This is a genomic window from Streptomyces sp. NPDC002574 (assembly GCF_042889545.1).
Classification (GTDB): domain Bacteria; phylum Actinomycetota; class Actinomycetes; order Streptomycetales; family Streptomycetaceae; genus Actinacidiphila.
Genome location: NZ_JBIARB010000020.1, coordinates 106843 through 130741, shown reverse-complemented (window position 1 = coordinate 130741; position 23899 = coordinate 106843). Strand labels below are relative to the sequence as shown.

The following is a 23899-nucleotide window of genomic DNA, read 5'->3' as shown; positions in this document are numbered from 1 at the left end:
AGCATGTCGTCCCCACGTGACGCAGCGAATCGCTGGAGTGCATACGCATCTGAGCTTCCGGAACTCTCCTGCGCTGCCTCACGAGGTCGTAGCCGAGACGCTGGAGCGAGCCCTGGGCGACCGCTCGCACGAGACCGAAGCAGCGAGTGTCTTGGTCGGGAGCGCGTTGAACGACGACGACCGAGAGTTCGTCCAGCACTGGTGCGTGGAAGTCGGAACGCGGGCTGTTTCGGGCAGTCCGCTACTCGGGCTCGCCGGCCTGTGCCTGGGCCATACCGCTCGACGCTTCGGTCGACTCAGCGATGAGGCCCTTGCCCTGGCGATGTCGCTGGCGGCGCGGGCCGAGGCGGACCCGTCAGACGTGGACGGTCGCGCCCAGGACGGCTATGACGACGTGCGGAGCTTCCTGCACCTTTGGTGACGCTGCCTGTTGCCGTTGCGGGTCATGCGCCGGCAGCTGTCGCGTCGCGAGGCGCTCGGCCGGTCCCGGGGCGGGCTGACCACCAAGGTCCACATGGCGGTGGACGGCCGGGGGCTGCCTCTGTCGATCGTGCTCGGCACCGGGAACACGGCAGACTGCACCATGTTCCCCGCTGTGCTGGAGGCAATCCGCATTCCGCGGACCGGCCTCGGACGCCCACGCACGAAGCCCGACCGGGTGGTGGCGGACAAGGCATATTCGTCCCGGAAGATTCGCCACCTGTTGCGGCGCCGCGGCATCAAGGCGACCATCCCCGAGCGCCGGGACCAGGTCGCCAACCGAGCTCGCCGTGTGGGCAGGGGCGGCCGGCCACCGGCCTTCGACAGGACCGCCTACAGGGGGCGGAACGTCGTCGAGCGGTGCTTCGCCCGGTTGAAGCAGTTTCGTGCCGTGGCAACCCGGTTCGATAAATTGGCGGCCCGTTACCAGGCCGGGGTCGTCATCGCGGCGCTGGTCCTCTGGCTCAGGGCAGACGGCTGATCACCGTGTTCAGTCCGAGTTGAACCACACCAGCACTCCCGGGCCGTCCGGGGTGATGACCCGCACCCAGGCCTCATCGGCCTCACGGATACGGCTCTCATCCAGTCGGAGAGCGTGTGGCTCCTCGGTGGCCCCATCCGATGCCCAGTAGCGAATGGCTTCGATGATCTCGCGGAGCTTGTCCAGCTCGTCATCTGGCCACGCGTAGTTCCAGGTGCCGGCACCACGGAAGTCCTTCTCAAACAGCTGACGCAAGGCGTCCAGCTCATCAGGGCCGAACAACGGCACCAGGAAACCTTCGACCTGCCCCTGCCGACAAGCCGTTCCGCCGTACTGCTGCTGATAGACAACCCCGGTCTTCGCCTCGACAACCACATGCAGCCGGTCGCCGGCACTGATGCCGTCAGGGTCGAGGAAGACGAAGCGTCGAGAGCTCATGGCGACAGTCTTCCGGGCTGTCGACCACGAGCTCAACGACATATCACCCCTGCAAGATCAATACGAGACACGACATAGGACGTCATCTCATTTGGCCGGGTGCGCTGTTGGCCGTGGCAGGGATTGTTGAGCGGCTGGTGCCGGACGCGCTGTGGGAGCTGTTCCAGCGCGTGGTGCCGGAGGCGCCGTCACGGCCTCAAGGTGGCGGTCGGCGCCGGCATGGTGATCGTCCACACCCGCGCGAACCTCGCCGAACACGGCATCGACGAACCCGTTCACTGGGAGCCGCCGCGTGACTGGGTCACCGAGGTGGACTGGCCCGGAGTGGAACCGGACGCCCTCGGCCGCGCCGCCTTCCGCGACACAATCAGCACCTGCAAGACCACGGCAGAGGCGGCTGCGGCGCAGGGCATGACCCACGAACACGTCCGTCTCTTCACCGCGCTGAGCGGCATCACGGCGCCCGCAGAAGCAGCACTGGCTTCGTTCACTTCTATGGGCAGCGTTAGTCCGCCAGATTGGGCAGCAGTTGCGGATCTTGAGGCCCGTGAATGTTCATGAGCAATAACAGCGCGAGCGACGCGCGGTGCGTCACTGCCCGGCGGGGGCTCGGGTGAGTCCGATTCCGACCTTGGTCAGCATCTGTCCGAGGAGGTGGAGGGCTCGTGGCCGTGTTGGCACTCCGCGCGCTGTTCCCGTCCAGAAGGCGTCAGTGAGCTTCTCTGTCACTGTGAGGATCTGGTCGTCGTCCTGGGTGGCCAGGACGAGGACGAACCGCACGTAATCGCCGATGTCGGTGCCCTGGGGGTGCTGGTGTGTGAAGGTCCGTAGGCGCGGTGTCAGGGCGGGCAGGGTGCGGTCTGTCGGGAAGACCACGGCGAGTCCGGCGAGGGCGAGGCGGACCGCTGGACATTCGGCCGGCCAGCGTGCCAGCAGATCTGGAACGTGAGCCTGGACCGCGCTGCCGGCCCGGGCCTCACTGTCGGGATCGGCATGCTGCGGCGTGTCCGGCCAGCTCTCGGCGAGATGGCGCTCGGCGACAGTGGCAGCCCTGAACAGCAGGCCAACGGCTTCGAACCGGTGCCGGGCGGGAATCCGGTCGTCGGCGGCGAGGGCCGCGAGCAGAACGAGGCCGTCAGCGGTGGCGGGTTGGCAGGTGTCCTGGTGGAGGATCTCGTTGTAGAAGTCGCCGAGGAAGCGCCGCTCGTCCCAGTCGGGGTCGACCTCGCCGTCGAACAGCATCGCCGCCTGGGGCGGCCTACTGCTCGCGGGTAGCCTCGGCGCTGGACTTGATCGCTAGGGCTGGAGGCGGCGCTTGATGGGTGTTCGTGATCAGGCGTATCCGTTTCGTCCATCAAGCACTCGCTCCTTGGCGCCCGGGCAATTCTGGGCCCTTCCACTGCGCGATGGGTGGTTCGGGTGCGGGCGAGTACTTGACCTTCCTCGCGGCGGTATTCCCGGTCAGCGCACGATGTTTCTGGCCGGTCTGATCGACTGGTTCGGGACCGAGCCGCCACGAGCCGTGGACATCGCTGGGGCTGCGTTGCTTGAGGCGGGGTCAGCACATATCAAGACGATCCAGGAGACCGGCGGTGTCATCCTCGGGCTGCGTCCCCTGGAAGCAGACGCAGTCGTCTTGCCGCGGTATGTCGATGCTCCTGGTCCGGGCCCAGGGGTCTATGACGGATTGCGCTGGGTCGGGGCCGCCACTGCGGAGGAAATGCGGGAGCTGCCCACGTGCGAGGTCTGGGGATATCGCATGATCCACATCAAGGCCCAGCGACGCTGGCAGGAGCGGCAGTAGGTCGCGCAGTCGGTCGCTTGAGAGCCAACGATCTTTGTCGGTCACAAGCGGTCGAGGAAGGCGAGGACCTTGTCGGTGGGACGGTAACGGTCCGGCCGGGCAGCGACCGGCGTGGTAAGGGCAAGTGCCTTTTCCTTGATGGTCATGTCGGCGTGGACGTAAGCGTCGGTGGAGCGGACGCCGGCGTGGCCGAGCCGGAGCGCGATGACGGTGGTGTCCACTCCGGCCTGCAGCAGCGACATGGCGCAACTGTGCCGTAGGACGTGCGGATGGATGCTCTTGTCGATCAGGGAGGGGCAGGTTTGCGCGGCGGTGCGCGCGTGGGTGCTCAGGCGTTGTGCGACGGCGTCGCGGCTGAGGCGGCGCCCGGTGCGGGTGCAGAACAAGGGGTCGGTTCCATGGCCGGCGCGCTCGTTCAGCCAGGAGCCCAGCAGGTTCTGGATGGGGCGGTCGAGTGGGACGGTGCGCTGTTTGCGTCCCTTTCCCTCGCAGCGGACGGCGGCGCCGTCGCCCAGGGTGATGTCGTCGCAGTTCAGGCTGGTGAGCTCGGAGACGCGCAGGCCGGTCTGGACGGCCAGGGCCAGCATGACCTTGTCCCTCCGTCCTTCCCAGCGTTTCGGATCCGGTGCCGCCAGCAGTGCGCCGACCTCCTGGCCGGTCAGGAACGTGACGGTCCTCTTGTCGAACCGCTTCGGCGGGATGTCCAGGACCCGCTGGATGAGCAGGGCGTGTTCGGGGTGCTGGAGGGCGGCGTAGGAGAACAGGGAGCGGATCGCGGTCAGGCGCACGTTGCGGGTTCTGGTGCTGTTGCCGCGCTCGTCCTCAAGGTGGTTCAGGAACGCAGAGATCACGTCCGCGTTCAGGTCGTTCCAGTCCAGCTTCGCCGGAGCGGTCCCGGTCCGCTGTTGGACGAAGCCGAGCAGGAGGCGGAGCGCGTCGCGGTAGGCGGCGATGGTGCGGGGGCTGGCCTGGCGCTGGCGGGAGAGCCGGTCGGTGGAGAACGCCTGGAGAGTGGGTGCGATCAGGGTCATGGGCGGGCCGCTTTCCGGATGCTGTCGTGGCGGGCGGCGGCCAGCGTGAGCAGTTCCGGGGCCGCCGACAGATACCAGTAGGTGCAGGCCGGTTCGCGGTGTCCCATATAGGTCGACAGCGACGGGATCCTCGCCTGGATGTTGTCCTCGGTGCGATACCAGTGCAGCAGGGTGCGAACGGCGAAGGTGTGCCGCAGTTCGTGCAATCGGGGCCTGTGCGAGGCGTCGAGGCCCACGCCGGCGGTGTCGACCAGAGTACGGAACACCGGATGGACGCAGGCATAGATCAGTCGCTTGGCGGTGAGGGAGATGAACAGCGCGGGGTCCTTGGGTCTGGGCATCAGCCTCTCGCGCAGAGTGTCGTACTCGCGCAGGGCGTTCGTGGTGCTGTCCTGCAGCGGGACCAGCCGGGACTTGCCGAACTTGGACTCGCGGATGTGCAGCACGCCCTCGGTCCAGTCGATGTCGCCGCGGTCCAGCTTGATTGCCTCGCCGATGCGCAGGCCGGACGCTGCCAGCAGCCCGATCAGCGTGTGATACGTCGCCGCCCGCAATGGCTGAGGGATCGTCTCCTTGGCTGCGGCCATGATCGCTGCGATGTCGGCGTCGGAGCAGAGGAAGATCTGTCCCCGGCGCCGGTTGTAGGGCACCAGCCCCAGTGGCGGCACCTCGGTTGCCGGGTCGGTCCCGCTCAGATAGCGGGCGAACCCGCGGACGGCGGTGATTCGTCGAGGGCTGACCATCGTGATCACCTCGGGTTCGCGGGTCTTCATCCAGTCCAGCGCCGCAGCGACGGTCACGGTCTGTTCGCCGCGGTTGTCCATGAAGCTCACGAAGTCCGGCAGCAGATAGGCCGCTTCGGCCATCTGGTGTCCCAGAGATCGGCGAAGCCGCAGGTAGTCATCGAGGGCTTGGTGGAGATCGGTCATGTCGCCTGCGTCCCGGGCCAGGGTTGTGCGACCGGGCGCAGTGCGATGAAGTCGACCTTCGCGTAGAGCGCGGTCGTGGCCAGGTCCTGATGCCGCAGCACCTGCCTGATCGCGGTGAGTCCAGAGCCGTGGCGGAGCATGTCGGCGGCCAGGGCATGGCGTAGGCGGTGCGGCCCGACCTTGGGCGAGCCCGCCCGCCGGCAAGCTCGCTCCACCACGTCGCCGACCATGTCCGCCCGGATCGGCCCGTGCGGAGCTCTGCAGGTCAGGAACACGTGACGGGCATCCAAGCGGGGCCTTGGGCCAGACAAGTAGGCGACCAGGGCTTCGCCGACGTCGGCCGGTAGCGGGAGCCGGTCCTCGCGGCGTCCCTTGCCGCGGACGACGATCTCGCCGCAGCGCCAGTCCACGTCGTCCAGCAGCATCCGGGCCACCTCGATCGAGCGCAGCCCGAGTCTGGCCACCAGCATCAGGATCGCGTAGTCGCGGACGCCGACTGTCCCTTGGCGCGGAGTTTCGTCCAGCAGTCGCTGAATGTCGCCGGTCGCCATCGTTGGCGGCACGGAGGCGAAGCGCCAACCGCCCACCGGAGGCACCGCGCCGCCGAGCTTCATCGGGATGACGCCGTGCAGGTGAAGGAACCGCATCAGAGACCGCAGTTCGGCCACCCGCCCCTTCGCCGAGCCCGCCGAGACCCTGGCACACTCCCGCAACAGGAACGCATTCAGATCCGCCCCGGTCAGACCGTCCGGCGTGAACTCCCCGTCTACCATGGCCTGTTCGACCAGGAAGCGCCGGGCGGTGTTCCCGTAGCGCAGCATCGTCGACGCCGACAGGCCCCGCTCAGACTTCATCCAGCACCGGTACCGCTCCAGCAGAACCTCCGCCGGCGACGGTGCCACCTGCGGCGCGGGCACCACCCCGGCCTCACGCAGGAAGGTCAGCAGCGGGACCATGCCGCGCGGCCCAGCCACCCGGCGACGACCCGCCTCCTGCAGGTCGGAAAGGTGTTGCTTCAGCCGCCCCTCGTCCAGATCAGCGGCATCAAGGCCCTGCTCCGAGAGCCACAGGCCGACCTGCCCCAGATCCTTGAGCATGTTCCTCGCGGTCTGGGACGTGTACCCGCGATCCGCCAGCCATGGCCGGTAACCCTCGACCTGCGGTGCCAGAGCACCCGCCTTCCGACGCGTACTTCCGAACGGCATCGCCACCCCCTCGCGGGAGCACGCTGCCCCCACGCTCACGAGGCTGCCCGGCACAGAAACTATGCAGAGCCACGAACAGCCGAAACCCCACGAAGGAGCGGAACAACGCACACGGCTTCGGCATAGTCGCGGTCTCGGCATAGGTCGATCTATGCGGATATCCGCATAGATCGATGAACTCGGCTACATGGAACTCGACCGCCGCGGCGCCGAACTGCTCTTCCAGGTCCTTACCGAAGGCGAGGAAAAGAACAGCGTCGCCATCGCCTCAAATGGGTCGTTCAGCAACTGGACCACGACCTTCACCGATCCCCGCCTCTGCACGGCTATCGTCGACCGGCTCACCTTCAATGGCGCCATCATCCAAACCGGCACTGAGTCCTACCGCCTCGCCCACACCAAAGCACAGGCCGAACGAGCCGTCTGACCGGCCCTCGGACGAACGAGGCTCAAGGCCCTTACCCAGGGCTGGGAGCACATCCCGCAAGGAATGCCCGGACGACCGGCACCGTGAGGTCTGTCCGCAAGAACGCGTCGAAGTGTCCGCAATCAGGCAGTTCCACGATGCGGGCGGTGGGAACCTGATCAGCGGTCTGCCGGATCGCCGGAAGCTGGGGATCACCATCACCAGCGATCAGAAGCAGCGGGACAGAGCATGAAGCGAGTACGTCCAGGACGCTCTCGCGATTGTCCAAGGCGAGGGTCAGCGCCGCCAGGGCGAGGGGATCGGCGGCCTGCATCGCGGCTCGCATCCATGGCGGAAGGGATCCACCACGCTCCAGCATGCCGATGAACGGTGCGATCCCCTGATCACGGAACACCGCGGCTTCCGCTTCGACCTCGGCCGGATCGACGGCGACCACGCCGGCATGGGCGCCGCCCGCGACCAGGCCGGTCAGCCGCTCGGGGTGACGCGCGAGCAGATGCAAGCCGATGATGCCGCCCATTGAGGCCCCCCACACCGCCGCCCGGTCGATATCGAGCGCGTCCAGCACGGCGAGGACATCGTCGACCTGTCGGCTGAGCTCGTAGCTTTCGGCATCGTGGGGGGCATCGCTTCTGCCATGGCCGCGGGCGTCGATGAGAATGAGACGGAAGTCGTCGGCAAGGGCCCCGACGTGACCCGCGGAGCGCCAGGTGGTGCGGTCTCCAAAGAAACCGTGCACCAGGACCAACGGATCTCCATGGCCCAGGGTCTCAAACGCGATCTTTGACCCGTCACTGCTGGCGATTCGCATGGGCTGAGCCTGGAGGACCGCAGCCCGAACCTGCAAGGCGATTTACCCCGGCCCTGCTTCCGACCCACGACACACCGAGCAGCGTCGGTCACGACCGAGAGCCCCGAACAGGTGGCCTCGCAGCAGGCCAGCGACATCAAACTCAACGACATTGATCACGCCCGTCGTCCCGGAACGACTCCCGGAGTCAACGACAAGCGACTACCTCAAGAACTGACACAGCCACTCACGGCTGGCCCCGGGCGAGCCCACCAAACTATCTGGCGGCCACATTCGGTAATCGGATGGTGACACAGAGTCTCCTTCAGTCCAGGGCGGCTACCCGCAAGCTCGGCAACCGGCGCCGCCGGACCAGTTTCCTTCGACGTCCGCTACGCACAGTGCCGCTGTTGTCAGAGGCCGCGAGTAAGCAATGTCCGGGTTTCGGTCAGATCGAGGACGCGTGCGACGCGCGGGCTCATGACCTTGACTGTAAGGACGCCGCCGCCGCGGGCCTCGAAGGTCCTGGCCTCCAGCAGCGCATTGAGGCCCGCACAATCGAAGAAGGTGACCCCGGACAGGTCCAGGGCGAGGCCTTCGGGATGGGCGCGCATGGCCGCGATAAGGCAGCGTTCCAGGTCCGCGGCGCAGCCGGTGTCCACTTCCCCGGTGATCACCGCCACCACTCCGTCCGTTCCGCGCGAGACGAGGCTCAGCGTGGCCCGGCCGGCGAAGTTCCGTGCGCCTCCGGGAGGCAGATACGCGAGCAGCGCCCAGTGATCCAGAGCGGTGCCGTCGTCTTCGTGGGTGTGGTCCGGCCGCGACATCGTGGGCTCCCGCTGCTCCACCAGGGGGACTTCCTGCCGCCTGTGATGATGCCCAGACCGGCGACGTACGTCAAATGAATCACGAAATATTTTTCGTGGGTTGATAATCCGGAAACAACGAGCGCATGATGGGGCCTATGGACGGAGGCGCACAGGACCAAGACCAGCCAAAGTGGACGTTCCTCACCAGTCACGCGCGGGTCCTGATCATGATCGCCCGCGACCCCGGCATCAGACTCCGCGACGTGGCCTCCGCATGCGGCCTCACGGAACGCACGGTGCAAGGCATCGTCTCCGACCTGGAGGAAGGCGGATACCTCGTCCGGTCCCGCGAGGGCCGACGCAACCGATACGAGATCGTCCCCGGCGCCATGTTCCGTCATCCGGCCGAGTCCGACCACGAGATCGCCGGCCTCCTGGCACTGATCACCGAGCCCCCGGCGTCATAAGACCCACTCGAGGCGGACCGCGCTGCCCTTGCATGTCGCGGACCGCTCGGATGCGCCGTCGACCTCCGCGGTGAGGTGCGATCAGGCGTCAGCTACTCGGCGTTGAGACCGTCAGGACGAATCGCTGCACGTAGCTGTAGGTGGAGTTCACGACACTGGTCCCTTCCTCCCGGTCCAACTCCCGGCCGATCACGGTCCCGCCGGACACGTTGATCGGGTTGAGGTACTGGCCGCTGCCCGGCACCCGAGCCAGGAACGCCTGGCGGGCCTTGTCGGCCTGCAAACTCGCCTGCTCGGCCGTAGTGCCCACCGACGACACCTGCAGCAACACCCGGGCATCGGCGTCACTGTCGCCGAACGCCGGCCCCAGGCCGGCGACCTGCCCCAGCTCGTACAGCACGCAGTACGGGAGGGTGACGCCAGTGGGCAGCGACGCCGCGGTCGGCGCCGTCCCGTACCCGCACGAGCGGCCCGTGGCCGTCTGCAGCATCGCCTGCGACGCGAGCGCCACTTGGCGCCCCGACACACTCATCTCTCAGTCCTCCTCACGGCCCGCCACCCTGGAAGCGGTGCCGAGCGCCTCGATATCTGCGACCGCGTAGCGGTGCAGGCCAAGCTCCGACCACACCGGCATGTCGCCGGGGCACGACCCGCGCAGCAGCCCTAGCTCGCCGGTCGCCTCGTCGACGAGCTCGACGACGAACACCAGCCGCGACACCATGCCAAAGCTGTGGGCGCGCATCACGCTGGCGAAGGCCTTGTGCGCGCCCTCGACAAAGCTCACCGATGCCGCCCGTCCGCGACCTGCCCCATGGCCTCAATGAACAGGGGGCGCATCGTTTCCACGGCCGGTCCGACGTGGGGGAACGGGGGCTGGTCGTAGATGCGGCCCAGGCTGTCCGGGCCGATGAACCCGTACTCCAGGCGGCGTGCCTGCGGCTTGTTGGTGCCGACGACACCGGTCACCATGTCTCCGCCGATGAACACCTCGTGGGTCCACGACCGCCGGTAGTCGCCGGTGATGACGTTCGGGCCGGGCCTGCCGCTCGCGTTCGCCTTGATCCGGGTTTCCAGCAGCATCGTGTAGTGCCGCACCACCGACACCGTCTGCGGCAGCACCGCGGCGGCGCGGCCCTGCCAGGGCGGCAGCGATCTGCGCGGCGTTGCTGTAGGCGCCCGAACCGGTAGGGCTAGTGGGGGACGGCATCGGCTACCTCCTCCTGCGGCTGCCACCCTCCCGACGCCCACTCCCGCAGGAGCCGCAGCATCCCCCGGGTCAGCTCGTGGGGGCCGCCATCCATCAGGTCGTGCCGGGACAGCGCATGCCGTTCCAGCTCGCCGGCATCGATCGCCGACAGGAACTCTGCGGCGGCCGGGCCTGGGTCCGGCGGCACGCCGACCATGACGCGGGCCAGGCCGTCGAACTCGTCATTCAACAGAGGGGACAGGAACAACACCAGCTCCGCCGGCCGCCCGGCCCGCTGCTGGAGCGAGTAGCCCGACACCTTCTTGGAGATGTCGCGGCCATCGAGGGCGACCGTGCCGGTGGCGTGCCCCGCGGTTATCCGCACATCGTGCAGCTGATCATCCATGCCGATCAGCCTACGGAGCGGCCAGGACACCCCCCGAAGCCCGCAGAAACGGCGCTCCCACCGCACAGATGAAGCTGCGGCGGGAGCGGCGCGGCTCGGGTCAGATCGCGGACGGGGCGAACGTGATCCGCTCGGTGAGCCTGGTGGCGCGGCAGATCTCCACCGTGGACGCCTCGGTGGCGTCCTCGGCCAGCCACGTGCGTCCCGTCCGGCCGTCCGCGCCCGTACCGGTGATGACCTCCACCAGGTCGCCGGGCATGGCGACGGGCGCTGCTACCGGGGTCACCAGCCGGTACCAGGCCGCGCCCTGCGCCAGCCAGTCGAAGCCGAGGACTTGGGCGACCAGGAGCTGCCCGTGCGAGGACAGCACCGCGCCCGGCCCCTCGTACACCACGACCGTCGGGGTCTCACCCGGTTCGCCCGTCTCCGGGTCGAGGACCGGCTGACCGGCCGTGCGGGACACCTTCACGGTGTCCGTCAGCAACGCCTCAAGGTCGTTGCGGGCCTGGCCGATATCCACCACTGCTCATCCTCCCGTCGTCGGCGTGGACTCATCCATCCACGTGGTGCGCACCACTGCGAGCGTGTTGGCCTCGGAGATGTCCAGCGCCCGTCACACCCGGTTGAGAAGTCCCTGATCCTGGGTCGCCACCGTGACCCGCACGCTGTCCTCGCGGGCCGCCAGCGGGGCGTCCAGAGGCGTCAGCAGCTTGTACCGGTCGCGGGGGTCGTCCGGGACGGGCTGGCCCGCCAGGGGCAGGACGTAGCCCGGCCCGCCGGCGGAGAAGACCGCGCCCAGGCCCTCGTACTTGATGACGGGCGGGCCCGGTATGTACACGCCCGAGTCGGGGTCCAGTACGTCCGGGCCTGGCGTGAAGATCTGCACCGTGTCCACCACAATCCGATCCAGGATCGGCGCGAGGGCGGCCAGCGAGAGGGGACTGCTCATACGTTCGAGCCTAGAACTGTGCGCGGACAACTCCCCAGCTCAAAGGATCAAGGCAACCGTCGGCAGCCGAGTCTCCCCAGACAGGTTCGAGCGCATCGGGAACCTGTGTACCTGACGGTGCGTCTACAGGGGGCAACCAATGGAAATCTGCGCTTCGCAGCCAGTGATGCGCCCCTCCCGCCTCTCCACAAGGGCGGTGGCGTGCCGAGTCATGCGCGCCAACTCTGTCTCTCCCAGGAATGGGAGGGGCCGAGTGAGGAGTCATAGCGATGATCAGAGAGGTAGTACAGGAGCATCTCCAGCAGGCTTGGATCTGGGTCCTCCCAGTCAAGCTGGCGGGGCAGATGGCGATGGCTTGGCTCCGACGCCCGCGCGTCGTGGTCGTACGCGTCTGATGCTGTTCTCACCGCGGGGAACAGCATCACGATCGCCGAAGCCGCCAAGACCATGTCCCTAGCCGAGTGGCAGCGCACCTACCTGCGCGCTGAGAACTACCGTTCGCTGGCGGCGCGGATGCTGGCTTCCAGCGCCGCCATCAAGTCCACCGCGGCGCTGACTCCTCCAGCTTGCCATCCGCAGCCCGCTCCTACAGCAGGCTGTTTCCGGTACAGGCCGTTTCGGCGCCCTGGACGGTCCGCCATCTTCAGAGTCTTCTAGGCGCCGTCGATGGAGACGCGTCGCCGTCACCCTGCAGGGCTGCATCTACGCCACGTGCCCCTTCATCCGCCCAGGATGGCTGGCGGCCAGCTAAGAAACCGCAGGTCACAACTACTATATAAAGTCTCCGGCCAACCCGGAACGGCTCGTCCTCCCTTTTGACTGCTCTGCCCAGACGGTCTTTCCCTGATCCCAATAACGGGTACCCCACTGGTCCGCGAGGGTGGCAACGATGAACAACCCTCGGCCAGTCTCGTCGATGGTGCGGGCGTGTTTCACGTGTGGAGCGCAGATCGAGGCGTCGCTGACCTCGCTGGTCAGCATCTCGTCAAGGATCAGCCGTAGCTGCAGTGGCGGAGCGCCGTAGCGAACAGCGTTGCCGACGAGTTCGCTGACGATGAGTTCATTCGCGAACGCAATTTCCTCGTCCACGCCCCAGGCATCAAGTTGGCACCGGGCTGCCGCACGGGCGATCGGGGCGGCTTCGGGACCCGGTGGCAGGGAGAGGGCAAGCACCTGATCTCGCGGCAGCCCTTTCGTACGCGCGAGCAGCATCAGTCTCTCGTCGGTCCGGTGGTCGTGTGTGAGCGCATGCGTGATGTCGTCGCGCAGCTCGGGCAAACTCAGCTCGCTGCCGCGTTCCAGGAGCGGGCGCAGTGGTCCTGCAAGGACCGCGTCTGCGAGTGGCGCCGTGGCCATGGCCAGGGTTGTGCCTTCGGGGAGGCTGACCGTGGTCGCGGGAAACGGGGCGTTGCCCGTTCCGGCGAGCAGGGGGCCTGGAGGCACGGCCAAGGTGGACGACGTGCCGTCGGGGAAGACGGCCACTGGCTGCGGGAGACCGGCACGGGCGAGGGCGCACGTGAGAGTGACCGGGTCGTAGATCGCGATGGCGCAGCTTGCAGTGAGCGACTCACGGTGCAGGGGATCACCGGGCGGTAACGCGGCACGTTCGGCTGCAAGACGGATCGCGGTGTCGCTCAACCGGGCCAGTAGCTCGTCAGGCCCCAGGTCCAGCGCGGCAATTGAGTGGAGCGCCGTCCGAAGCAGCCCCATCGTGGCCGCCGCGGCGACGCCTCGCCCAGCGACGTCGCCGACGACCAGCGCGGTCCGTGCGCCGGGCAACGCGATCGCGTCGAACCATACGCCGCCACCCTCCGGCCCTGGAAAGTGCAGTTGGCAGACCTCCACAGAGCTTGGCGTGGCTGGGCGCTGGGGCAAAAGCCTGCGCTGGAGAGTCGCTGCGATGGTCCGCTCACGGGTGTACCGACGGGCGTTGTCGATGCAGAGAGCGGCGTGGGCGCACACGTCGGACGCAAGCTGGAGGTCCTCCTCCTCGAAGGGATCTTCGTGCTGGTGGCGGTAGAAGCTGACTACCCCCAGAGCATGACCACGCAACGCCAGCGGGGCCACGATCAGAGAGTGGACATCGGATCGCCTGATGGAGTCCGCTCGGGCTGGGTCGGCGGTGAGCCACGCACTGTCCGCGTCGATCGGGACCAGCCGTGGGCGGAGGTCGGAAAGTACGTGTGAGTAGGGGGTGCCGGATGGCAGCGGGCGCACGTCTCCCACCGGGTATGCCGAGATCCGTCCCCGGAAGGCTGTTCGGTGTAGGGGAACGTCCTGGCCGACGGGGACCAGAGGAGGGTCCTCGCCGCGGACGACGTCTTCGATGACTTCGACGACGGCGATGCCGGTGAAGACAGGCACTACTGCGTCCACCAGTTCTCGGCACACAGCTAGCACGTCCAGCCGCCGCCCCACCCGTGCGCGGACCGTGTCCAGGAGGGCCAGGCGTTCCAGCGCGTTCTCACGCTCGGTAACGTCAATCGCTGACGCGACCAGACCGAGCACGTCCCCACCGCCGCCCTCCAAGCGGGCGAAGGAGACGGAGTAGATGCGGCGTATGTGCAGGCCAGGCACTGGGCTGGCCCGGACGAGCCGGTTCAGCACCGGCACTCCGCTCTCCATGACCCTGTGAGCCACCGCGAGCTCTTCCTCAGGGTCTTCGAGTTCGAACGCCTCGGTGAACCGCTTGCCGAGCAGGTCTGCCACTGGCGTGTCGCGCAACCAACGGGTGCCGGTGTTCATGCGGACCACGCGCAGTTGTTTGTCCAAGACGTAGATTCCCACCGGGGACTGGGTGAACATGGCCTTCAAGACCGCCACGTCCTGCTGTGAAACGGCGTCCGCTGCAGCGCGTACCTGCCAAACAATGGAAGTGCCGTGCAGTACCGGCCTGACCAGCACCGGGGCCCCATCAGAGAGGCTGCCTCGACGCCCTCGGTCTCCAGCGCCGAGCTCACGCATCAGCGCGACGACGGACTGGCCTACGGCTTCCTCGGCAGACCACCCGAACATCTCCTCCGCACGACGCTGCCACTCGATCACCCGCCCGTCCTCAGCGATCACCATGAGCACGTCGCGGTCGGGCATCGAAAACACCTCCCGCTCTCATCCCCGGGTTCATCCACCCCGCCTTCCTGCGCCGTGCACTCCTTCACCAGTTCAAGCGCGTGGCGGCCCTCCGGCAACCCGACCCGGGCGCTTCAATCTGTAACGGCAGGCTGATCTACCTCCTTAAGAGGATGCCGCGAAAGCCGCCCTCCCCTACTCCACAGACGCCGGACGTTTACCGGCGTGCAGGCACTACCACCCGCACGCTGCCTTCCCGCGAGGCGCCGACACACCGGATGAGGGATGGGCGATCCTTGCGCGCGGTCATCCCTGGCCCGGTCGCTGGCCGCCCGGTGCAGGCGCCGCGTCCGGGGCTGCCGCCGGCTCGGCAGCGTCACGTCCGCGCCCGCCCCGCCCCCACCGCGTCCCAACACGCCACGGGCGCCGGGGCCGCAGATACCCGTTCCCCCTTGCTGGCCGTCGATCGAGCCCTGAACTTGACATGGTCCAACGACACCACTCGCGCGATCCACGAATCACAGAGTCTGCGCATCGAGCGCGTCCACGCCGCCCGAGGGCGTGGTCCGCCCCGCTCGTCCACCCGCCCGTCCACCCGTTCGGCAGGATGCCGCGCCCGCGGGCCGGGGCACAACTAACATGCCGACTGTGCGACTCATTCTTCCGAAGATCGAGGGCGGCGGCCGGGTACAGGGCCTCCTTCAGCTCATCGAGGACGGTATCCACCTCGTAGTTGCGGCGCTCCTCGTGCTGCTGGCGGGGCTCCTGACCGTCGGGGTCGTCCACGACGTCATCAAGTCGATCCAGGGGCCGTACCGCGAGGAGACGGTCGTTCTTTCCGCCCTGGACAACGGCCTTGTGCTGTTCATCGTGGCCGAGTTGCTCCACACCGTCCGCCTCACCATCAGGAACCAGACCCTGGACGCGGAGCCGTTCCTCGTCGTCGGCCTGATTGCCGGCATTCGCAAAGTGCTCATCGTGACGGCCGAAGCGGAGAAGTCCTTCCGCTGGAACGTCGAGGGGATCGAACTGCTCATCTTGGCCGGGCTAATCCTCGTGATGGCGACTGCGGCGTACGTGTGGCGGCGCTCGACGCGGCCGGGAGACTACTTCCCGCGCCAGGAGGCGCGGCGCCACCCGTCGCCGGCGCCGTCACCCACCCCGGTGCGCGGGTCCTGATCCGCCGTCTTCCGCCGCAGCGGCCGCCCGCATCCGCTGCTCCTCACGGGCAGAGCCGACGTCCCGTTCCAGGGGTGTGCGGCTGACGGCCGTCGTGAGGTCCTCCAGGGCCCGCTTCTGGAGTTCCGCGCCGCGCCGCACTACCGGGCTCCGGTCCCCGGCGGCGGCGCCTTCCCACGCCTCGAGCGCCTTCTCCACTCGCCCCCAGTCCGGATTCCTGCGCTCGCGCACGTCGATTGCCGCCTGCGCGGTGTCCGCCTCCACGGCCTCGGCGAACCGCTCCGCCTCGGGGACGGGACGGCTGTCGGCCCGCGGGACGTGGCTCTCCATGAGCATCGCCGCTCGTCCGAGCCCCTTGAGTGCGTCCTGCGCCTCCTCCGCCTCGCGTGTCGTCAGACCCCTGGGCCGGACCGGTTCCTGCCTTGCCCGGTCGTAGGCCTCCTGCCAGGCGGCACGTGCCTCCCTGCTCGCCAGCAGTGCCCTGCGCATGCCGGCGCGATGCTCCCGGGTCGGTTCGGCGTAGCTGCGGAGCACCGCGGCCGCGTAACGGCCGGTAGCGGCGAGCCAGTCCGCAAGCCGGCCCGGCAGCTGGGGCGTCTCCCAAGCGGGGAACACCACGTACGTCAGCATGGCCAGGGCCCCGCCGAGCAAGGTGAGTACCACGCGCTCCGGGACCGTCTGCTCCCATGCCTGGCCGCCCATGCCGAGCAGGAAGACGACGTACGCCGCAGTGAAGCACTGGGAGTAGGCGTAGCCGGTACGGATCAGCGTGTACGACAGGCCCGCCGAGACCACGGCCAGCGCGCCGGACACGAGGGCGTCCGGGCCCAGGGTCTGCACCATCCCGGTGGCGAGGGCGACACCAGCCAGGGTCCCGGCGAGACGGGCCACCGCACGCGCGTACGTCCGGTGGAAGTCTGGGCGCATCACCATCACCGAGGCGATGGGCGCCCAGTAGCCGTGGGCCAGGGGTAGCCGGGTGGCGATCAGATAGCCGAGCATTGCCACCGTCGCCAGGCGGATGGCGTGCCGGAGCACCGGCGAGTCGCGGCGGAGTTCACAACGGACCGCCCGGACGACGACCGGGAGCAGCCGGAACATTGTCGGGCGCACCAGGAACTGGGCGCCCGCGGGGCCGGGGGGCGTGGGCGTCTTCCCGCGCGCGCCACCGCTCCCGGCGATCTCCATCGCCTCGCCGAGCAGTTCCACGAGCCGCTCGGCGGCCTGCCGGGCGGGCCCCTCCAACACCTCGTGCTCCTCGTCGACGTGCAGGACCTCCGCGGTCTTCGGCGGCACCTCGGCAGGAGTGCCCCGGCGGATCGTCCGGGCGGCCGCGTCCAGGACGTCGGCGGCCGCGTCGAGCAACTCCCGTGCCCGGTCTCGCCCGGGTCCCTCCGCCGGGGCGCCGACGTCCGGGTCGGCGAGCGCGGCGACGACCGGCCGAATGCGCTCGGCCAGCCCCCGAGGGCCATGGAGGACGGAGGGACGGGTGCGGGCCTGTGATGGCGTCACGGCGGCCGCGTCCCGGGCCGTCATCAACGGCTCCGGGTCGAAAGAGGCGGTCGGGTCGTGCCGCAGCCGGCGGGCGTAGTCCGCCACGGAGGCCAGGGCGTCGGCAAGCGCGTCACGATGCGTCCCCCAACGGCGGATCGGGAACAGCAAGATCAGCACGGCCTGCGCCACACCTCCGAGCGCGATGAACCCGGCGTGATCCAAGGCTTGCCCGACGCTTGTGGGCAGGGTGACGGTCACCAGCATGCTGCCGACGGTCGTCGCTGCGACGATCCCGGCGGTCGATCCGACGGCCCACGCCATCCCCGCGAGAAATGCCCATATGGCCAGCAGGGGGAGGAACGTCACGAGCCGACCGGCCGCCAGGTAGCCGACGAAAGTGCTGAGCGCCAGACCTGCGCCCGCGCCGAGCGCGATCACCTTGCGCGGACGCCAGGTGCGCTGGAAGGTGGCCCCACCCGCAGAGTAGGCACCGAGGGCCGCGGAAGCGGCGTACGCAGGGGAAGCAAACCACAGCGCAGACCCGACGACGATCGCCACCCCAGCAGCCGTGCGCAGCGCGAGCAGGGGCTCCAGCCGCGTCTCCTCGATCGTGAGCCCGGACCGCACGACCTCCCCGAAGGCCCGCAGCCACGTCACGGGTGTGAGCCTAGCCGGAACGACCTGCCGGGTTGCGTCGGCCTGGTTGAGTTGGGGCAGCCGTCAGGCAAGGAAGCCTCCCGCATGAGGCCCAGGAACAGGGCGGCCGCAGCCGCTGGGACGGGGTGCTGCCACGGCGGACACTGCTGAGCGAACGCAGTCCGTTCCACCGGGCCGGAGCGCGGGCTACTGCCACTGCTTCAGGTCCGACCGGTGCGCAGGCGATCGTCTTCCGTCCGGCCCCGGCCGGAGCCGGCGCGATCGTCACTCGTCAGCCGGACCGGTCCGGGGGGACATGCGGGACGGCGGCCCTCGGGTCTCTTACCGCTTGTGGCCGTTGCCGCGTCCGTTCGGATGCAGCACCACCTTGGTCCAGCCCTCGTCACGGGCGTCGAAGTGCTCGTAGGCGGTGGGGGCCTCATCCAGACTGAGTTCGTGGGAGACGACGAAGCTCGGCTTCGCCTTCCCGCCGGCGATCAGATCCCGCAGCGCCCGGTTGTACCTCTTCACCGGTGCCTGCCCGGTGCCCATGTGCTGGCCCTTGAACCACATCATGCCGAAGTCGATCGGGACCTTGCCCTGCGCCTCCAGCTCCCCCTGAGCCTCGGCGCCGCCGGGGTCCCGGGGCAGGAACACGCCCACCACGCCGATGTCGCCCGTGAACCTGACCGAGTCGATCAGTCCGTTGACCGTGAGGCTGGCGTCCTCGTGCCCCTTGGAGTCGTGTGCCTGATAGCCGACGCACTCACAGCCGTTGTCGGCCCCCAGACCGAGGGTGGCATCCTTGACGACCTCCGCCGGATTCTGCTCGGCGGTGTTGATCGGGATGGCCCCGATCTCCTCCGCCTTGCGCAGCCGGTCTGGCTGGTAGTCGGCTACCCAGACGCGGCCGGCGCCCTTGAGGAGGGCGGAGTAGGCCGCCATCAACCCGACGGGACCGGCCCCGAAGACGATTGTCTGGTCGCCCGGTTTGACGTGGGCCATCTCGGTGGCGTGATAGCCAGTGGGGAAGATGTCCGCGAGCATCACGTAGTCGGTCTGCCGGTCGGCGGCGTCCTCGCCCAGACGCAGCGCGTTGAAGTCGCCGTAGGGCACCCGCAGCAGTTCCGCCTGGCCGCCCTGGTAGGGGCCCATGTCGGCGAATCCGTAGGCGGCTCCGGCCAGGGCCGGTTCCGGCTGCATGGTCAGGCAGTAATTGGTCAGACCCCGCTCGCACTGCTTGCAGAACCCGCAGGCGATGTTGAAGGGCAGGACCACATACTGGCCGACCTGGACCTTGCGGACGGCCGAGCCGACCTCCACGACCTGGCCCATGTTCTCGTGTCCCAGGGTGCGTCCGGACTCGAACGAGGTGCGGCCCTCGTACATGTGCAGGTCCGAACCGCAGATGTTGGTAGTGGTGATCTTGACGATGATGTCGCAGGGGTGTTCGATCTTCGCGTCCGGTACATCCTTCACTGTGACCGTTCGCGGGCCTTCATATACCGCTGCTTTCATGATGGCTTCCTTTGGTGCCACGGCATGACCGCAGCACGGCAGGGATGGAGACGGCGCAAAGAGCCTGACTCCGGGGAGTGGATGCGACGGGATCCCTGGCTCCGGCCTGCCTCTGTGGGCCGTGCACACGGTTCGGATGGAACGGTGGTGCCGCAGCCGGGCCGTCAAGCGGAACCCCGGCGCTCCGGCGGCGTATCGTCCGAGCCCGTCGGCCCACGACGTGAAATAGCCACGCATCGATCGACCAGCGGAATCTTCGGACCCGGACGACCACCGACAAACAGCGCTTCTCCAAGCCAGGTTACCAGCCGGCTAGTCACCATGGCCGTCCTGGAGCATGTGGCGACGTTCCTGTTCGCGCTTGGAGTAAGCGGCCGCCCGGATCGCCTCGTCGCTCTCCAAGCCTGATCCCAGCGCGCCGCCCACGGTGGCGACCGAAGCGACGAACCAGGACAACGTCCAGTATTCCGCGGCGTGAAGCGGGGTCCCTGTCGTGGAGGCGAACACGTGGCCGTTTACGATGAACAGAGCCCACACCAGATTGATGACGATCAAACCGACGTAGCAGACGAGCACCCCGATACCCACGGTCATGACCGTCGAGGCATTGTAGAGCCTCGCCCTCTGCCTCGCCTCCCGCGAGACCTCTGCTGATCGATGCCACAGCTGCGCGTCCACGATAAGCCAGCCGATCATGAGCGCGACGGACCCGATCGTGGCGATCACAAGGCGTGGCGCGCTCAGGGACTCGGCCAGCATCCAGATGGTGGAGTTCACGGTGGCGACCGCTCCCGTGGCGAGTGCGGCCGCAAGGGCTTTCGACAAGCCCGGCACCAAGCGCCACGGCCGGTTGGCGCGGACTATACCAACGAGCACCCTCAGGTAACCGCGCGGCCCGCTGACGACGTATCGAAGATCAGCCGTCTCCTCCGCACCGACCTGCCCCGGGCGAACAGGCGCGAAGCGACTGACGAAGGGCCCCAAGAGCTGCTCGGTCTGCAGAGGACCCTCAGCCCCGGGGGCCCGGGGCCCCGCCAAGCTGAGGACGGCTTCTTCCACGGCCCGCCGGGCCCTGGTCTGCAGCCGCAGGCCTCCCAGCGGAGGAAGAGACAGCAGGGCCAGGCCGTGTTCGTGACTCAGATCCACAACGAGCTTGCGCCCGTGTGAGTGCAGCGGAAGGTCGGTGAGGGCCACGACGATGTCCCAACTCTCCGCTCTTCCGCGGTCCATGATCCGGCGCATCAAGGTGGGCGGGTCCTCGGTCCCTGCGGTGAACGGCTCACTGACCACCACGACGTCGAAACGCCGCCCCTGGCCCCACTTGTCGGCCAGCCGGGCAGGAAGTATCCGGGCCATGCGCTGCGCGATCTCCGTCGGCGCGTCCGGATCCGCCAGGAGAGCAACGACCGTCACGCCCTGAGACGACACCCGCATGACTCCTTCTCGACGGCTGCCCCCGCATCGCCCGTGCCCACAGGATGCCCCGGAGGTAACGCGGACGCCGCGTGACACGCTGACCCCAGCCAGCGGGTGCAGGAGGTACGGCCGGCCCTCCTCCACCTTGCCCACGGGCATCACCTGCCTCCACGCCGTGCTGTTCGTGCTCGTTGAGTCACCGTCACCGCGGCGTTCCCGCTCATGCCGGAGTCGTTGCGCCCACTCGCCCGGCACCAGTCCGATGCCGGGTCACTACCTCTCCCCCGCCCGGTCCGTCCCGCCCATGGGGGGGCCGGCAGAGCGGACCAGACTTCCCGTCTTTCCCCGGTGCTCGTGCACGAGGCGGATCGCCATGGCACCCTCACCAGCCGCCGAGGCCACCCGCTTGACCGAGCCGCTCCTGGCGTCGCCTGCGGCGAAGACCCCGGGAAGGGTGGTCTCCAGCAGCAACGGGCCCCGGCCGAGCGAGTCCCACCGGGTCGGGTCGGCCGCCGCCTGGGCGTCAGCGCCGGTGAGGACGAAGCCCTTCTCGTCCAGGGCCAGCACGCCCCGGAGCCATTCCGTGTGCGGCCGGGCCCCGATGAACACGAACAGTGCCGCGACCCGCAGCTCCCGGCGCTCACCTCCTGCGTTGTCCTCCACCGTCAGCGACTCCAGCTTCTCCTCCCCGGAGGCACCCCGGACTTCGGTGTGGAGCAGCACCTCGATCTTCGGGTGCCGTTCCACCTGGTCCACCAGGTAGCGCGACATGTCCGCGTTGAGGTCGTCGCCCCGGACGAGGAGGTGGACCCTGGACGCGTGGTTCGCGAGGAACAGCGCGGCCTGCCCGGCGGAGTTCCCGCCGCCGACCACGGCGACCGGATCCGCCTGGCAGAGACTTGCCTCGTGGACCGTCGCGGCGTAGTAGACGCTGGTGCCCTCCAGACGGTCGATGCCGGGCACCTCGAGCCGGCGGTACCAGACGCCCGAGGCCAGCACCACGGCGCCTGCCCGGGTCCGGGACCCGTCGGTGAAGGTGACGACGTACTCGTCGTCCTGCGAGGTGAGCCCGCTGACCTGGGCCGGCACCGTGAGGCGGGCACCGAACTTGTGGGCCTGGAGCACCGCGCGTTCGATGAGCTCGCCCCCGGAGATGCCCGACGGGAAGCCAAGGTAGTTCTCGATGCGAGACGTGGTACCGGCCTGGCCTCCGGTGGCCACGGCATCGACAGTGACCGTGGTGAGTCCGTCGGAGGCACCGTATACGGCGGCGGCGAGTCCCGCGGGGCCGGCACCGACCACCATCACGTCACACCGCCCAGCCTCCGGGGAGGGGGCGGGCATTCCGATGAGCCGGGCGAGTTCGGCGTTGCTCGGATTGCGCAGCACCCGCTCGCCCTTCCAGAGGACCACCGGAGTCTCCTCGGGGCGGATGGAGAACCGGCGCAGCAGCGCCTCCGCTTCTTTGTCCTTCTCCAGATCCACCCAGCGGTGCGGCAACCGGTTGCGGGCGGCGAACTCACGCAGCCGCAGCGTGTCTGGTGAATAGCAGGACCCAAGGATCCGGAAGCCGGCGCCGAGGCCGATGAGCAGATACCGGCGGCCCAGGTAGGCGCGGAGGATCAGGTCGCCGAGGACGGGGTCGCGGCCGACCAAGGAGCGCTGCCGCTCCACCGGCACGGCCAGTACCTCGCCCGCCTCGCGCACCACGGCGGTGTCGAACGCCGCCTGGCCCTCCAGCAACCCGAGTTCACCCAGGAATCTGCCGGGGCCGTGCACGGCCACCGTGCGCTCGCCGGGCCCACCGAGGTCGTGGACCATCTCGACGGTCCCGCTGAGGATCGCGAGGAACTCACGGAACGGGTCGCCCTCGCAGTACAGCACCTGCCCCTCGGCGGTCCGCCGGCGCTGACCGTTCGCGGTGAGCGCCTCGAACTGCTCCGGTGTCAGGCGCGGGAACGCCCCGTATCGGTCCGGTGTCTCGTGGACCGCGCTCTGCTTGTGCTCGGCCGCGCTCATCAGACCAGCGCCTCGTGGACGTAGCACCAGCGCCAGTCCTCTCCCGGCTGGAAGGACCGCACGATGGGGTGACCGGCGCTGCCCGCGTGCTGCCTGGCGTGCTTGAGGGGCGAGGAGTCGCAGCAGCCGACGTGCCCGCAGCTGAGGCAGAGCCGCAGGTGCACCCACGGGGAATGCACCTTGAGGCACTCCTCGCAGCCCTCCGGTGTAAGCGGCGTCACCGGGCGTACCAACGCCAGGTGCGGGTCGGGCATCGTAACCATCAGGGTTCTCCTTCCGTGGGTGGGACTGCTCAGCAGCGGTCCGTGATGCTCTGTTTCACCAGCGGCGCAGCTCCGGAGCGGCGGCACCGGCCCGGCGAGACATCGCCCCTCCGTGTCGAGCAGGACCAGGAGCGGTGGTTCTCCTGCTGGCACGTGTCGGCGGGGTGGCCGATGAAGGGGCAGGCAGGGTGAACCGCCTCCGTCTCTCGTTGCCCGCGTCGTCGCCGAGATGTCGCAGCACCAGGGCGCCGATCCCAGCCCCGCCTGCGACGAGCCGACAGCCCTGGCTCAGGACTGCTGCGTTTCCGGCGTGGGTCGCAGACCGCCCTTGGCGGCACCCTGGACGTGGATGCGGCGATCGGCACTCACAGCAGGAGGTCGAAGACTGCTCGGGCCTCGTCCCAGTGCTGGGTCTGGGGGTTCTTCAGGTCGGGGTGGAGGACCTTGAAGCTCTGGGCGAGGGCCAGGCTGAGTCCGCCGATGATGTCCGGATAAGCCGCCTCGGTCTCCTCGTCGGGCGTCCGGTCCAGCGCGGGGTGAGTCGCGAGCTGTTCGAGAATCGGCTTGATTTCCACTTCCTGGTCGATCTTCTGGAAGTGATGGATGCTCTCCTGCAGGCCCTTCGTGATCGGCAGGTCACAGGTCCGGATGATGTCGCGCCCGTTGGCCTTGGCAGTGGCCTGGGCAACGGTCAGCAGATCGTAGAGCTTGGCGTCGACGAAGTCGCTGTAGCGCTTGAGATCGTTCTTGTCGACGTCCAGCCCCGCGGCCGCGCGGAAGAACCTTTCGAACCTGGCGATGGACATCACGGTCATAACGGCAACCTCCGACTGCGGGCGCCGGGGTGGCTCCCGGCCCCTGGGTTTCTTCGCCAGCCTCGCCGACGGGGCACGTGAACGCATA

The 23899-nt window shown here is 68.5% G+C and carries 24 protein-coding genes and 2 pseudogenes; 6 read left to right on the top strand and 20 right to left on the bottom strand.

Annotation, left to right across the window (positions count from 1 at the left end; all coding sequences use genetic code 11):
• The first annotated feature begins 16 nt into the window (after window positions 1-16).
• Both ACFYXS_RS36115 and ACFYXS_RS36110 read left to right on the top strand, forming a co-directional pair.
• Window positions 17-421: a hypothetical protein gene (locus ACFYXS_RS36115; RefSeq protein ID WP_389256022.1), complete on the top strand. Its 405-nt coding sequence runs from the start codon at window positions 17-19 to the stop codon at window positions 419-421.
• Between the two features lie 39 nt (window positions 422-460).
• Window positions 461-961: pseudogene (locus ACFYXS_RS36110) on the top strand (IS5 family transposase); the annotation flags it as partial.
• Window positions 962-970: 9 nt separating this feature from the next.
• Here the strand turns inward: ACFYXS_RS36110 and ACFYXS_RS36105 are convergent.
• Window positions 971-1399, bottom strand: a complete 429-nt coding sequence (locus ACFYXS_RS36105; RefSeq protein ID WP_389256021.1) for a DUF6210 family protein — start codon at window positions 1397-1399, stop codon at window positions 971-973.
• A gap of 201 nt (window positions 1400-1600) precedes the next feature.
• Here ACFYXS_RS36105 and ACFYXS_RS36100 point away from each other — a divergent pair, with 201 nt between their 5' ends.
• Window positions 1601-1960, top strand: coding sequence for a hypothetical protein (locus ACFYXS_RS36100; RefSeq protein ID WP_389256020.1), 360 nt, complete (start codon window positions 1601-1603; stop codon window positions 1958-1960).
• Window positions 1961-1990: 30 nt separating this feature from the next.
• Here the strand turns inward: ACFYXS_RS36100 and ACFYXS_RS36095 are convergent, their stop codons facing one another.
• The 4 genes from ACFYXS_RS36095 to ACFYXS_RS36080 form a co-directional block, all read right to left on the bottom strand.
• On the bottom strand, window positions 1991-2641 hold the full coding sequence (locus ACFYXS_RS36095) for a hypothetical protein (protein ID WP_389256019.1): 651 nt from the start codon (window positions 2639-2641) through the stop codon (window positions 1991-1993).
• Window positions 2642-3244: 603 nt separating this feature from the next.
• Entirely contained in the window at window positions 3245-4234 is a 990-nt protein-coding gene (locus tag ACFYXS_RS36090; RefSeq protein WP_389256018.1) for a tyrosine-type recombinase/integrase, read from the bottom strand.
• A complete protein-coding gene (locus tag ACFYXS_RS36085; RefSeq protein WP_389256017.1) occupies window positions 4231-5163 on the bottom strand; it encodes a tyrosine-type recombinase/integrase in 933 nt (310 codons plus the stop codon). The genes ACFYXS_RS36090 and ACFYXS_RS36085 overlap by 4 nt, the downstream gene beginning before the upstream one ends.
• A complete protein-coding gene (locus ACFYXS_RS36080) occupies window positions 5160-6260 on the bottom strand; it encodes a site-specific integrase (protein WP_389256016.1) in 1101 nt (366 codons plus the stop codon). Before ACFYXS_RS36080 ends, ACFYXS_RS36085 begins: the two co-directional genes overlap by 4 nt.
• Before the next feature lie 277 nt (window positions 6261-6537).
• On the opposite strand from ACFYXS_RS36080, the pseudogene ACFYXS_RS36075 reads away from it, so the two are divergent.
• Window positions 6538-6795: pseudogene (locus ACFYXS_RS36075) on the top strand (ATP-binding protein); the annotation flags it as partial.
• A gap of 31 nt (window positions 6796-6826) precedes the next feature.
• Here ACFYXS_RS36075 and ACFYXS_RS36070 read toward each other — a convergent pair.
• Both ACFYXS_RS36070 and ACFYXS_RS36065 read right to left on the bottom strand, forming a co-directional pair.
• Window positions 6827-7606, bottom strand: coding sequence for an alpha/beta fold hydrolase (locus tag ACFYXS_RS36070; protein WP_389256015.1), 780 nt, complete (start codon window positions 7604-7606; stop codon window positions 6827-6829).
• A 392-nt stretch (window positions 7607-7998) separates the two neighbouring features.
• On the bottom strand, window positions 7999-8433 hold the full coding sequence (locus ACFYXS_RS36065) for an STAS domain-containing protein (RefSeq protein ID WP_389256014.1): 435 nt from the start codon (window positions 8431-8433) through the stop codon (window positions 7999-8001).
• A 116-nt stretch (window positions 8434-8549) separates the two neighbouring features.
• Between ACFYXS_RS36065 and ACFYXS_RS36060 the strand changes: the two genes are divergently transcribed.
• Complete coding sequence (locus ACFYXS_RS36060; RefSeq protein ID WP_389256013.1) at window positions 8550-8861, top strand: helix-turn-helix transcriptional regulator; 312 nt, start codon at window positions 8550-8552, stop codon at window positions 8859-8861.
• A gap of 88 nt (window positions 8862-8949) precedes the next feature.
• On the opposite strand, the gene ACFYXS_RS36055 is transcribed toward ACFYXS_RS36060, so the two are convergent.
• From ACFYXS_RS36055 to ACFYXS_RS36025, 7 genes are all read right to left on the bottom strand, one after another.
• Window positions 8950-9393 (bottom strand): hypothetical protein, encoded by a 444-nt coding sequence (locus ACFYXS_RS36055; RefSeq protein WP_389256012.1) that lies wholly within the window; start codon window positions 9391-9393, stop codon window positions 8950-8952.
• 3 nt (window positions 9394-9396) lie between these two features.
• Window positions 9397-9645: a hypothetical protein gene (locus tag ACFYXS_RS36050; RefSeq protein WP_389256011.1), complete on the bottom strand. Its 249-nt coding sequence runs from the start codon at window positions 9643-9645 to the stop codon at window positions 9397-9399.
• Entirely contained in the window at window positions 9642-9956 is a 315-nt protein-coding gene (locus ACFYXS_RS36045; protein WP_389256010.1) for an HK97 gp10 family phage protein, read from the bottom strand. Before ACFYXS_RS36045 ends, ACFYXS_RS36050 begins: the two co-directional genes overlap by 4 nt.
• Window positions 9957-10051: 95 nt before the next feature.
• A complete protein-coding gene (locus ACFYXS_RS36040; protein ID WP_389256009.1) occupies window positions 10052-10453 on the bottom strand; it encodes a hypothetical protein in 402 nt (133 codons plus the stop codon).
• 100 nt (window positions 10454-10553) lie between these two features.
• Window positions 10554-10973, bottom strand: coding sequence for a DUF6093 family protein (locus ACFYXS_RS36035; protein WP_389256008.1), 420 nt, complete (start codon window positions 10971-10973; stop codon window positions 10554-10556).
• Window positions 10974-11066: 93 nt separating this feature from the next.
• Window positions 11067-11402, bottom strand: a complete 336-nt coding sequence (locus ACFYXS_RS36030) for a DUF6093 family protein (protein WP_389256007.1) — start codon at window positions 11400-11402, stop codon at window positions 11067-11069.
• A 771-nt stretch (window positions 11403-12173) separates the two neighbouring features.
• Window positions 12174-14492: a SpoIIE family protein phosphatase gene (locus tag ACFYXS_RS36025; RefSeq protein WP_389256006.1), complete on the bottom strand. Its 2319-nt coding sequence runs from the start codon at window positions 14490-14492 to the stop codon at window positions 12174-12176.
• Window positions 14493-15110: 618 nt separating this feature from the next.
• Between ACFYXS_RS36025 and ACFYXS_RS36020 the strand changes: the two genes are divergently transcribed.
• Entirely contained in the window at window positions 15111-15650 is a 540-nt protein-coding gene (locus tag ACFYXS_RS36020; protein WP_389256005.1) for a phosphate-starvation-inducible PsiE family protein, read from the top strand.
• On the opposite strand, the gene ACFYXS_RS36015 is transcribed toward ACFYXS_RS36020, so the two are convergent.
• The 6 genes from ACFYXS_RS36015 to ACFYXS_RS35990 form a co-directional block, all read right to left on the bottom strand.
• Complete coding sequence (locus ACFYXS_RS36015; protein WP_389256004.1) at window positions 15624-17801, bottom strand: FUSC family protein; 2178 nt, start codon at window positions 17799-17801, stop codon at window positions 15624-15626. The two genes, ACFYXS_RS36020 and ACFYXS_RS36015, sit on opposite strands and share 27 nt — an antisense overlap.
• 321 nt (window positions 17802-18122) lie before the next feature.
• Window positions 18123-19298, bottom strand: a complete 1176-nt coding sequence (locus tag ACFYXS_RS36010) for a glutathione-independent formaldehyde dehydrogenase (RefSeq protein WP_389256003.1) — start codon at window positions 19296-19298, stop codon at window positions 18123-18125.
• A 312-nt stretch (window positions 19299-19610) separates the two neighbouring features.
• Window positions 19611-20732 carry a hypothetical protein gene (locus ACFYXS_RS36005; protein ID WP_389256002.1) on the bottom strand — a complete coding sequence of 374 codons (1122 nt, stop codon included), beginning with the start codon at window positions 20730-20732 and terminating at the stop codon, window positions 19611-19613.
• Window positions 20733-20987: 255 nt separating this feature from the next.
• The gene (locus ACFYXS_RS36000) at window positions 20988-22733 is read right to left on the bottom strand and encodes an FAD-dependent oxidoreductase (protein WP_389256001.1); all 1746 of its coding nucleotides are present in this window, start codon (window positions 22731-22733) and stop codon (window positions 20988-20990) included.
• Window positions 22733-22996, bottom strand: a complete 264-nt coding sequence (locus ACFYXS_RS35995) for a UBP-type zinc finger domain-containing protein (protein ID WP_389256000.1) — start codon at window positions 22994-22996, stop codon at window positions 22733-22735. Before ACFYXS_RS35995 ends, ACFYXS_RS36000 begins: the two co-directional genes overlap by 1 nt.
• Window positions 22997-23361: 365 nt before the next feature.
• The gene (locus ACFYXS_RS35990; RefSeq protein WP_389255999.1) at window positions 23362-23811 is read right to left on the bottom strand and encodes a DUF1931 family protein; all 450 of its coding nucleotides are present in this window, start codon (window positions 23809-23811) and stop codon (window positions 23362-23364) included.
• Window positions 23812-23899: the final 88 nt, after the last annotated feature.

Coding starts and splice junctions, on each gene's coding strand:
- ACFYXS_RS36105 (WP_389256021.1), bottom strand. CDS start 1,399: ATGAGCTCTCGACGCTTCGTCTTCCTCGACCCTGACGGCATCAGTGCC.
- ACFYXS_RS36095 (WP_389256019.1), bottom strand. CDS start 2,641: ATGCTGTTCGACGGCGAGGTCGACCCCGACTGGGACGAGCGGCGCTTC.
- ACFYXS_RS36090 (WP_389256018.1), bottom strand. CDS start 4,234: ATGACCCTGATCGCACCCACTCTCCAGGCGTTCTCCACCGACCGGCTC.
- ACFYXS_RS36085 (WP_389256017.1), bottom strand. CDS start 5,163: ATGACCGATCTCCACCAAGCCCTCGATGACTACCTGCGGCTTCGCCGA.
- ACFYXS_RS36080 (WP_389256016.1), bottom strand. CDS start 6,260: ATGCTCAAGGATCTGGGGCAGGTCGGCCTGTGGCTCTCGGAGCAGGGC.
- ACFYXS_RS36070 (WP_389256015.1), bottom strand. CDS start 7,606: ATGCGAATCGCCAGCAGTGACGGGTCAAAGATCGCGTTTGAGACCCTG.
- ACFYXS_RS36060 (WP_389256013.1), top strand. CDS start 8,550: ATGGACGGAGGCGCACAGGACCAAGACCAGCCAAAGTGGACGTTCCTC.
- ACFYXS_RS36055 (WP_389256012.1), bottom strand. CDS start 9,393: ATGAGTGTGTCGGGGCGCCAAGTGGCGCTCGCGTCGCAGGCGATGCTG.
- ACFYXS_RS36040 (WP_389256009.1), bottom strand. CDS start 10,453: ATGGATGATCAGCTGCACGATGTGCGGATAACCGCGGGGCACGCCACC.
- ACFYXS_RS36030 (WP_389256007.1), bottom strand. CDS start 11,402: ATGAGCAGTCCCCTCTCGCTGGCCGCCCTCGCGCCGATCCTGGATCGG.
- ACFYXS_RS36025 (WP_389256006.1), bottom strand. CDS start 14,492: ATGCCCGACCGCGACGTGCTCATGGTGATCGCTGAGGACGGGCGGGTG.
- ACFYXS_RS36020 (WP_389256005.1), top strand. CDS start 15,111: ATGCCGACTGTGCGACTCATTCTTCCGAAGATCGAGGGCGGCGGCCGG.
- ACFYXS_RS36010 (WP_389256003.1), bottom strand. CDS start 19,298: ATGAAAGCAGCGGTATATGAAGGCCCGCGAACGGTCACAGTGAAGGAT.
- ACFYXS_RS36005 (WP_389256002.1), bottom strand. CDS start 20,732: ATGCGGGTGTCGTCTCAGGGCGTGACGGTCGTTGCTCTCCTGGCGGAT.
- ACFYXS_RS36000 (WP_389256001.1), bottom strand. CDS start 22,733: ATGAGCGCGGCCGAGCACAAGCAGAGCGCGGTCCACGAGACACCGGAC.
- ACFYXS_RS35995 (WP_389256000.1), bottom strand. CDS start 22,996: ATGGTTACGATGCCCGACCCGCACCTGGCGTTGGTACGCCCGGTGACG.
- ACFYXS_RS35990 (WP_389255999.1), bottom strand. CDS start 23,811: ATGACCGTGATGTCCATCGCCAGGTTCGAAAGGTTCTTCCGCGCGGCC.